The 9,295-nt window shown below is 73.4% G+C and carries 4 protein-coding genes and 1 pseudogene; all 5 read left to right on the forward strand.

What is annotated here, in order from left to right; translation table 11 throughout:
- The first annotated feature begins 39 nt into the window (after positions 1–39).
- Positions 40–2,169, forward strand: coding sequence for an ATP-binding cassette domain-containing protein (locus ACFQ87_RS09320; RefSeq protein WP_380610007.1), 2,130 nt, complete (start codon positions 40–42; stop codon positions 2,167–2,169).
- Positions 2,166–4,187, forward strand: coding sequence for an ATP-binding cassette domain-containing protein (locus ACFQ87_RS09325; RefSeq protein ID WP_380610008.1), 2,022 nt, complete (start codon positions 2,166–2,168; stop codon positions 4,185–4,187). Before ACFQ87_RS09320 ends, ACFQ87_RS09325 begins: the two co-directional genes overlap by 4 nt.
- A 22-nt stretch (positions 4,188–4,209) precedes the next feature.
- Complete coding sequence (locus ACFQ87_RS09330; protein ID WP_380610009.1) at positions 4,210–6,492, forward strand: TOMM precursor leader peptide-binding protein; 2,283 nt, start codon at positions 4,210–4,212, stop codon at positions 6,490–6,492.
- A gap of 8 nt (positions 6,493–6,500) precedes the next feature.
- Positions 6,501–8,051 (forward strand): SagB family peptide dehydrogenase, encoded by a 1,551-nt coding sequence (locus ACFQ87_RS09335; RefSeq protein ID WP_380610010.1) that lies wholly within the window; start codon positions 6,501–6,503, stop codon positions 8,049–8,051.
- Positions 8,052–8,090: 39 nt separating this feature from the next.
- A pseudogene (locus tag ACFQ87_RS09340) lies at positions 8,091–9,295 on the forward strand (hypothetical protein); the annotation flags it as partial.

Raw genomic sequence — 9,295 nt, forward strand, 5'->3', positions numbered from 1 at the left:
TCCCGGCTGCGCCGATCGGCGCGCACTGCCGTGACGCCCGTGGTGCCGCAGGTGGAGGAGAGCGACTGCGGTCCTGCCTGCCTGGGCATCCTGCTGGCCCACCAGGGCCGGCCGGTGCCCGCCGAGCGGCTGCGCGCCGACTGCGGGGTGTCCCGGGACGGTACGACCGCGGCGGATCTCGTCCGGGCGGCGGCGAAGCACGGGCTCGTCGGCCGGGGCATCCGGCTGCGGCTCACCGCGGCAGCGGACGGCGCCGACCTAGGGCCCCTGCGCGAACTGCCTCTTCCGGCTGTCGCGCTCCTTCACCAGAGCCACTTCGTGGTGCTGGAAGGTGTGACCGCCCGCGGCGACGTGGCCGTGAACGACCCGGGGCGCGGCCGTCTGCGGCTCGGCCCCGACGAGTTCGCCGGGGCGTTCAGCGGCATCGTGCTGACCTTCACCTCGGAGGTCGACCGCGCCGCGCGGCCGGCGCGCCGCCCCTGGCTGCGTGCCTGCCTGGACTGGCTCGGGGATGCCCGCAGGGAAGCCGTCGTGGCCGTGCTCCTCGGCCTGCTGACGGGTGCGCTCCTGGCGGCCGAGGCAATCCTGGTACGACAGACGTCACTTCACCTGATGGAGCGCCAGGATGCCTCGGTGCTCGGGCTGCTGGTCCTGCTGGCGGGAACCGCCGTCGGAGCCGCCCTGATCGGCTGGAGCCAGCGCAGGCTGCTGTCGAAGGTGCTCATCCGCACCTCGGCACGGCACACCCGGGCGCTGGTCGACCGGATGATGTCGCTGCCCGGGATCTTCGTCCACCGCCGGTTCACCTCCGGCCTTGTCTCCCAGGTGCGCTTCACCGACACCGTCACGGTCCTGCTCGCCCACCGGGTGCTGCCGATGCTCGCCGGCACGGCCCTGCTGCTGCCGCTGCTCGGCGTCGTGGGCCGGCTGTCCCTGCCGTTCCTCCTGGCGCTGCTGGCCGGTGGCGGCATCGGCGTGGCGCTGCGCTCCGTCGCGGACCGTCGGGCGGTGCTGCCGCGCCGGATGCTCGCCAACGAACTGGCTCGCCGCACCGGTATCGGCCTCGCCGGGCTGACCGCCGTCAACACCCTGCAGGCCGAAGGCGCCGACGCGGACCTGTTCGCCGAGCTCGCCGAGCTCACCGCTCGTGATGTCAAGGCCCGCGACGAAGCCGCGGCCGCGGTCCGCTGGTGGTACGCCGCCGCCACGGCCCTGGAACTCCTCCTCCCGCTGGCCGCGCTGGGGCTGTCCGGCTGGTCGTTCGGCCACCCGGTGCCGGACGCCGCCGATGCGGTGGGCGTTCTCGCGGTCCTCGCCCCGCTCCTGCTGACCGCCCGGACCGTGGTGGAGACCGCACGGGAGCTGCCGGAGTTCCTGAGCAGGACTGCCGTGCTGGAGGACGTGCGCAACGCCGAGCCGGAGCCGCGGTTCCTGGCACGGGCGCAGTACGACGGCACGGCCGCCCGGCTGCGCGGCCGGGTGGAGCTCGACGACGTGCGGTTCGGCTACGCGGAGCACCGCCCGGCCGTCCTGCGCGACATCACCGCGCGGATCGAGCCCGGCCAGCGGGTCGTCGTCCTCGGCCCCGCGGGCAGCGGCAAGTCGACACTGCTGCGCATCCTCTCCGGCGCGCTCGAGCCCACCGGCGGCCACGTGCTGCTGGACGGGCGCCGCCTGCAGGAGGTGCCCCGCGCGACGTTGCTGCGGTCGGTCGGCTACGTCAGCCAGGAGCCCGGCTTCTTCGACGGCAGCGTCGCCGACAACGTCACGCTGTGGGACGACGGGATATCCGACGAACTCGTCGAAGCCGCCCTGGCCGACGCGTGCCTCGACGACGTAGTGGAACGGCGCGGCGGCCGCTCGGCGGCACACGTCGAGCGGGACGCCCGGAACTTCGCCGGCGGAGAGCGCCAACGGCTGGCACTGGCACGGGCGTTGGCCCGCGATCCAGCCGTCCTGCTGCTGGACGAGCCGACCGGCGCGCTCGACCCGCTGCTCGCAGCCAGGGTCGACGCCAACCTCCGCCGCCGAGGAGTGACCACCGTCATCGTCACCCAGGACCCGGCGGCGGCGCGTTCGGCCGATCTCGTCCTGTCGCTTCCTTCCGCCGCGCCGGCACGACCGGGCCCGCACCGGGCCGCCGCCAAGCAGTCGCAGGGAACGACATGAACCTCACAGCATCCGGCGAGCGTGCCGCGACGACGCAGCAGGAGAGCAGCTGGCCGGCGTACCGCACGGCACTGCAGCGCCTGCTGCGCGGCCTGGGGCTGCCGGGGGAGATCCCCGAGCTGCGGCCAACGGAGCCCGACCCGGTCGCCGCCGCCGTGGCCGCGAGCGGGGCCAGGGCCGTGCGCATCCAGCCGGGCGCGTCGGCCGGAGCACCCGGTGCGGCGACGCTGGCGGTCGGTGCCGACGGCGTCCCGGTGGCTGTCCTTCCGGGCGAGCCATCGACCGCTGCCGGGAACCGCGCCGCTCGCGCCGGCTGGCACGTGTACCCGCGGCTGCCACGCCGGATCGACGGATTCCGGCAGTTGCTCGCCTTCGCCCGATACGGGGGCCGCCGCGGCCGGCCGACGGCCGTCGTGGTCCTCGGCGGGCTGGCCGCACTGGTCGGTTCATTGGTTCCGCTGGCCGCGGTACGGCTCGGTGGCCGGCACGTCGTGGCCGAGCTGATCCTGTGGTCGGTCGCCCTCGTGGGCGTGACCCTGCTGCTCGGCCGGCGCGACAAGGGTTTCGCCGCAGAGCTCGGGCACCTCCAGCAGACGCTGGAACCGGCCCTGTGGGACCGGGTGCTCGACCCGGACCTCCCGGACGCCCGGCGGTGTTCGCCGGGGGCGCTCGTCGCCGCCGCGACCTCGGTGGCCAACCTGCGCAGCTTCGTGGGCGCCGCGCTGCTGGACGGCCTCCTGGCGCTCGCTCTGGCGTGCTCGACCCTGGTGCTGCTGACGAGCGTGCGGATCTGGTTCGGTGTCGTCCAACTCGTGGTGATCGGTGGCGCGCTCCTCCTGCTGTGGCGGATCGCCCGCGGCGGGCCCCGGCCGGCCGAGGAGGGCGAGGATTCGGCCGCGCTGTTGTACTCGGCGCTGACCTCCATCGACGAGATCCACGTCTACGGGCGCGAGCACGCGGTCATCGAGCGTTGGGCCGCGACGGCGTCCCGGCGGCGCAGCACACGGGCCGCCGAACTCCGTGTCGAGGAGCGGCTGGCCGCCGTCTCGGGGGCCGTCCGCCCGGTGCTGTGCATCGCACTGCTGCTGGCCGCCCTGCGCAGTGGCACGCGGCCGGACGATCTCGTCCTGGCCGGATGCGGCGCGGCTCAGCTGATGCTCGCGCTGGAGCGTCTGGACAATCTCGCGCGGTGCGTGCTCGTGGTCGGGCCCCAACTGGCGTCGCAGGCGGTCGCCCTGCTGGGCCTGCCGGCGGCCGGGGCTCCCCGGACGCTGCCCGGAGCCCTGACCGGCGAGGTGGCCGCGGTGGAGGTCGGGAAGTGGTACGGCGGGGCCCGGCGCCCGGCGCTGCACCGGGTCTCGATGAGGGTCGCTCCCGGGGAGTTCCTCGCGGTCGTCGGTCCCTCCGGCGCGGGCAAGTCGACGCTGCTGCGCGCCCTGGCCGGCCTGGAGGAGCTCCAGCACGGCAGCGTGCAGTACGACGGCACCGACCTCGACCTGCTGGTCCGGGAGTCGGTGCGGGCCCAGATCGGCTTCGTCCCGCAGGACGCCCGGGTCCCGAGGGGGACGGTGCGGTCGGTCATCCTCGGCTCCTCCGACCCCGGCCGGGACGCCGAGGCCTGGGAGGCCGCCCGCAGCGCCGGCATCGCCGACCAACTGCGGTCCCTGCCCATGGGGTTGTCCACGGTGGTGTCCGACGGCGGGGGCGGTTTCTCCGCCCAGCAGTCGAGGCGGATGCTGCTCGCCCGCGCGCTGGCCGGACGGCCGCCGGTGCTGCTCCTCGACGAGGTGACCGGGGCCGTGGACGAGGCGTTCGAGGACCGGATCAGCCGGCTTCCGGTGACCAGGATCGTGGTGACCCACAGCCCCCGGCTGGCCCGGTCGGCGGATCGGGTCGTTGTGCTCGTGGACGGCGGAGTCGTCGAGGAGGGCTCCTACGCCGAGCTCATCGCCGCCGGAGGCACCTTGGCTCGAATGTTCGAGAGCGAGGAGCGTCATGGCGCAAACCCGGCATCGTGAAGACTGGACAAGAGGGGGAAGTATGCGAACTGTTCTTCGTTTCAAGCGCTTTCTGTGTGCAGAGGTCGTTCCCGGCGACGGTGTCTACCTCTTCTCGGAGGGCCCGGGGCAGTTCCGGCTGCAGGGCCGGCTGGCCGAACTGCTGGCACCGCTGCTCGACGGCAAGCACGACCGGCAGGAGATCGGCGCGGCCCTGGCCGGGACCGTGCCCGCGCGGAGCGTGGACGCCGCGCTGGACCGGCTGATCGCGGCCGGGCACGTGGTGGAGGTGGACGCGGACGCCGACCCCCGGGCCGGCGGCTACTGGGAGCTGCAGGGACTGCACGGTGACCGGGCGCTGGAGGCCGTCGCCGCACGCACCCTCGGCGTGACCCGGCTCGGCCAGCTGCCCGACCGGGAGTTCGAGGCCGTGGCCCGCGACTCGGGGCTCCGGCTGGCGGGCTCGGACGGGCGCGAGCCGGACCTGGACGTCGTCCTCGTCGACGACTACCTGAACCCCGGGCTCGCCGACCACAACCGGCGGGCCATCGAGACGGGACGGCCGTGGCTGCTGGCGAAGACGATCGGCAGCACCGTCTGGGTCGGCCCGGTCTTCGAGCCGGGGCAGACCGCCTGCTGGCGGTGCCTGGAGGCCCGGCTGAGCGCGAACCGGATGGTCCTGACGTACCTGCAGCAGCGCAGTGGCCGACTCGCGCCGTCGGTCACCTCGCTCGCGGACCTTCAGTCGACCCGCCGGCTGGGCGACCAGTTGGCCGTCCTGCGGGCCTCCCAGTGGCTGGCGGGCGCCGTCACGACGACGGCTGCCTCCGACACCTCGGCCTCGCGGCAGACCGAGGTGGTCACGGTGGACACCCTCACCCTGCAGTCGCAGCGCCACATCCTGACCCGGCGGCCGCAGTGCCCGGACTGCGGTGACCCGCGGCTCCAGGCGGAACTGCAGCGCCGTCCGGTCACCCTGACCAGCCGGCCCAAGCGGACCACCGGCGACGGCGGGCACCGGGCGAAGTCGCCCGACCAGCTCGTCGCCACCTACGAGCCGCTGATCAGCCCGATCACCGGGCCGGTCAAGCACCTGATCAAGGTGCCCGGCACGGTCGAGGGCCTGTACACGTACCACGCCGGCCAGAACTTCGCGGTGCCGATGGCGCACGTCGGCGATCTCCGAGCCGGGCTGCGCAGCGCGGCCGCCGGCAAGGGCATGAGCGACGTGCAGGCCAAGGCGTCCGCGATCGCCGAGGCCATCGAGCGCTCCAGCGGGCTGTACAAGGGCGACGAGGCGCGCATCCGCACGTCGTACCTGCAGCTCGGTGCGGACGCCATCGCGCCGAACGAGCTCCACCAGTTCAGCGAGCGCCAGTTCGCGGAGCGCGCCGAGTGGAACGCCCGGGGATCCCACTTCCAGCGGGTGTGCGACCCCTTCGACCCGGCTGCCGAGATCGACTGGACCCCGGTCTGGTCGCTGACCCGGGAGCAGATGCGCTACCTGCCCACCGCGTCGCTGTTCTTCGGCTACCCGACGGAACGGGGCAAGGTCTACGCCGGTGCCGACTCCAACGGCAACGCCGCGGGCACCTGCGTCGAGGACGCCATCCTGCAGGGCTTCATGGAGCTGGTCGAGCGCGACAGCGTGGCCATCTGGTGGTACAACATGCTCCGCCGGCCGGCCATCGACCTGTCGACCTTCGACGAGCCGTACTTCAGGACCTGGCAGGAACGTTACACCTCCGTCAACCGGGAAACCTGGGTCCTCGACGTCACCACGGACCTGGGGATCCCGACCGTGGTGGCCGTGTCCCGCCGGATCGACAAGCCGACCGAGGACATCCTCATCGCCTTCGGCGCGCACTTCGACGTCACCATCGCCATCGCCCGGGCGATGGCCGAGATGAACCAGTTCCTGCCCGCCGTGGTCGACGTGACCGCGGAGTCCGAGGAGTACGCGTTCCCCGACCCCGACCAGCAGCGGTGGTGGAAGACCGCCACGGTGGAGAACCAGCCGTACCTGCTGCCGTCGGACGAGCCCGCCCGTACGGCCGCCGACTACACGGATCCCAGCACCGCCGATCTCGCGCAGGACGTCCGGCTGGCGCAGCGCATCGTCGAGGACGCGGGGATGGAGATGCTCGTGCTGGACCAGACCCGCCCCGACGTCGGCCTTCCGGTGGTCAAGGTGATCGTCCCCGGCATGCGCCACTTCTGGACCCGGTACGCCCCCGGCCGGCTGTACGACGTCCCGGTGCGGATGGGACTGCTGACCGAGCCCACGGCCGAGTCCGACCTCAACCCGATCGCGATGTTCCTGTGAGGACTGCCATGACCACCGAAGCCGTGCCTGCCCGTCCCGCGACGAGCGCGGTGTTCGACGAAGCCCCGGTCGGATTCCGGGACGGGGTCACCGTCGACACCGAATCGGGAAAGCTCAGGATCCTCAGCGCAGGGGGGTGCTTCGCACTGCGGGGGCTGTCCGACGGCGTGCGGGAGGCGGTGATCGGGCTGACGGTCGCCCCCTCCTCCCCCACACTGCTGGCCGCCCTCCTGACCCCGGCCGAGCAGACGCACCTGCGGCAGATCCTCACGCGGCTCGGCCGCCTGCTCACCCGGTACGTGGTGGACGGCGAACGCCTGCTCGTCCGGATCGAGCAGACGGTCTCGGACGCGGGCCACACCTCGGCCGAGGTGCCGGCCGACGCCTGGGTGAAGCTGTCGAAGTTCGCCCTGCTGCGTTCCCGCAACGGCCGCCTGGCGCTCGAATCCCCCCTCGCCACCCACCGGGTGGAGGTGCTGGACCCGGCGGTCGCCACCCTGCTGCTCTCGGTCAGCGCGGGTTCCGTGGTCGCCGACCTGGTCGGCGAGCTCCCGGCCGGGGCCGTGGCCGAACTGCTCGGAACGCTGGTCGGCGCGGGATTCGTCGAGGTGGGGGAGCCCGACGGGGAGACGGTCGCCTTCCGCTCCGACCACGACGCCACGCTGCGGCAGTGGGACTTCCACGACCTGCTGTTCCACTCGCGCTCCAGGTTCGGGCGCTTCGACGAGCCCTTCGGCGGGATCTTCCCCTACGTCGGGGAGATCGACCCGCAGCCCGCGGTGAAGCAGCCGCCGGCCGGGCCGTCGGTGCCGCTGCCCGAGCCGGCGCTGGCGGACGTGCTCTCCCGGGACCTCCCGCTGACCACCGTGCTGGAGGGCCGGACCTCGGTCCGGAAGTACGACGCACGGCCGATGACCATCGATCAGCTCGGCGAGTTCCTCTACCGCACGGCACGGGTGCGGGCCACGTACGGCCCGGTGGACGGCATGCCGTACGAGGCCACCACCCGGCCCTATCCCTGTGGCGGCGCCGCCTACGAGCTGGAGCTTTACGTCACGGTCCGGCGGTGCGAGGGCCTGACCGAGGGCGTCTACTACTACGACGCCGTCGAGCACCGACTGGTCCTGGTCAACGAGGACCCGGCCGACCGGGAGGCCATGCTGCACACGGCCTCGGTCGCCACCGCGATGCAGGCCACGCCCGACGTGCTCGTCACCATGACCTCGCGGTTCCAGCGGCTGTCGTGGAAGTACCGCGCCATCGCGTACGCCGTGACCCTCAAGCACGCCGGTGTGCTGTACCAGACCATGTACCTGGTGGCCACCGCGATGGGGCTGGCACCGTGCGGTCTGGGCAGCGGGGACTCCGAGCTCGCCGGCCGGGTGCTGGGGCTCGACCGGCTGCACGAGTCCAGCGTCGGCGAGTTCATCCTGGGCAGCCGCCCCGCGGTGGACGCCTCCGAACGGCCGGTGCTGCCGGAGCACTGGCACCCGGGGCTGGGGCCGGACTGGGCGGTGGCGTCCCAGTCCGCGCTGCGCGAGCAGCGTGCGCGCCGCTAACGGTTTGTTCGTCTCGTCAAGGATTCGGGGGCAGCTGTCATGAGAGCGCGAGTACCCGACGTCGGTACGGTGCCGCCGTCGGCCGGCACCGCGCCCAGGGTCGCGCCGATGTTCGTGGTGCGCAGCGGCGGGCTCCCCGTCGCCGTGCTCGACGACCTCGCCGCACCGGTGACGATGAGCGCACTGCGGCAGGCCGAGGACGGCCGGGCGGCGGCGGCGCGGCTGGCCGAGACCGTCGGTGACGACCTGTACCGGGCCGTCCCGCAGTTGGCGGACCAGAAGGTCCGCCGCACGGCGATCGGCCTGCGCAGGGACGTGCACAACGGGCGGTGGACGGCACGTACCCAGGCCGCGGCCGACACGGTGGCCGGCCACCTCCCGCAGGAGCCGGCGGATCGGCTGCGGAACTGGGCGGCCTCGGCCCGTGCCGGGCAGGAGCGGATGAGCGCGGCGGACGAGGCGTACCCCGCCGAGGTGCAGCAGGCGTCGCGGTCGCTGCAGGCGGCTCTGCGAACCCCGCGCATCGCGGCGGGTCTGGCGCTGGCCAGTCCGGAGTTCACCGAGCGGTTGGTGACGGAGCCGCTGCCCGCTGCTCCGGCGTCCCGTTTCGCCCGCAGCGCGACCGCCTACCTGAGCAGGACCGCGGTGAAGACCAGCCCCTTCAGCGCCCTGACGACGGTGGGAGTGGCGGAGTTCGGGAACGTCCGCCCGGCCGGCCGAACGTCCGGGGCCACGGCGGCCGGGCACACCTGGGAGGTCAGCTCGGCCCGGTCGGTGGCGGTGGCACTGCTGCTGGCATGCGCCCGGAACCCTGCTGCGGACGAGGTCGTCGAGGTCGCCGCGGTCGACGGACTACGACGTGTCGACGGCCGGTGGCTCGCCAGCCTGCCCACCCGCACGGTGGTGAACGGCATCAGCTTCCGGGTAGACGAGCTCACCTCCTGCGACCTGTACGCCTGGGTCGTGGACGGGTTGCCCCGGCTGCCGGTCCGGCTCGCCGACCTCACCGGGCCGGCCAGGTCGGCCAGGCCGGACGAGATCGACCGCCAGCAGATCCGCCGGCTGGTCGAAATCGGCCTGCTGCAACCGGTGTTGCCCTGGCCGGCGTCGTCCGGGCGGGACTTCGGCGAGCTGGCCCGCGTGGTCGGGCAGCGGGGGGGCGAGATCAGGACAACCACCCCCACTCCCCGCCACCAACCCACACCACCCCCAGACAAACGTGCATCGCATCGCCGACCTACGCC

It is taken from the genome of Kitasatospora sp. NPDC056531 (assembly GCF_042794375.1).
Taxonomy (GTDB): Bacteria; Actinomycetota; Actinomycetes; order Streptomycetales; family Streptomycetaceae; genus Kitasatospora.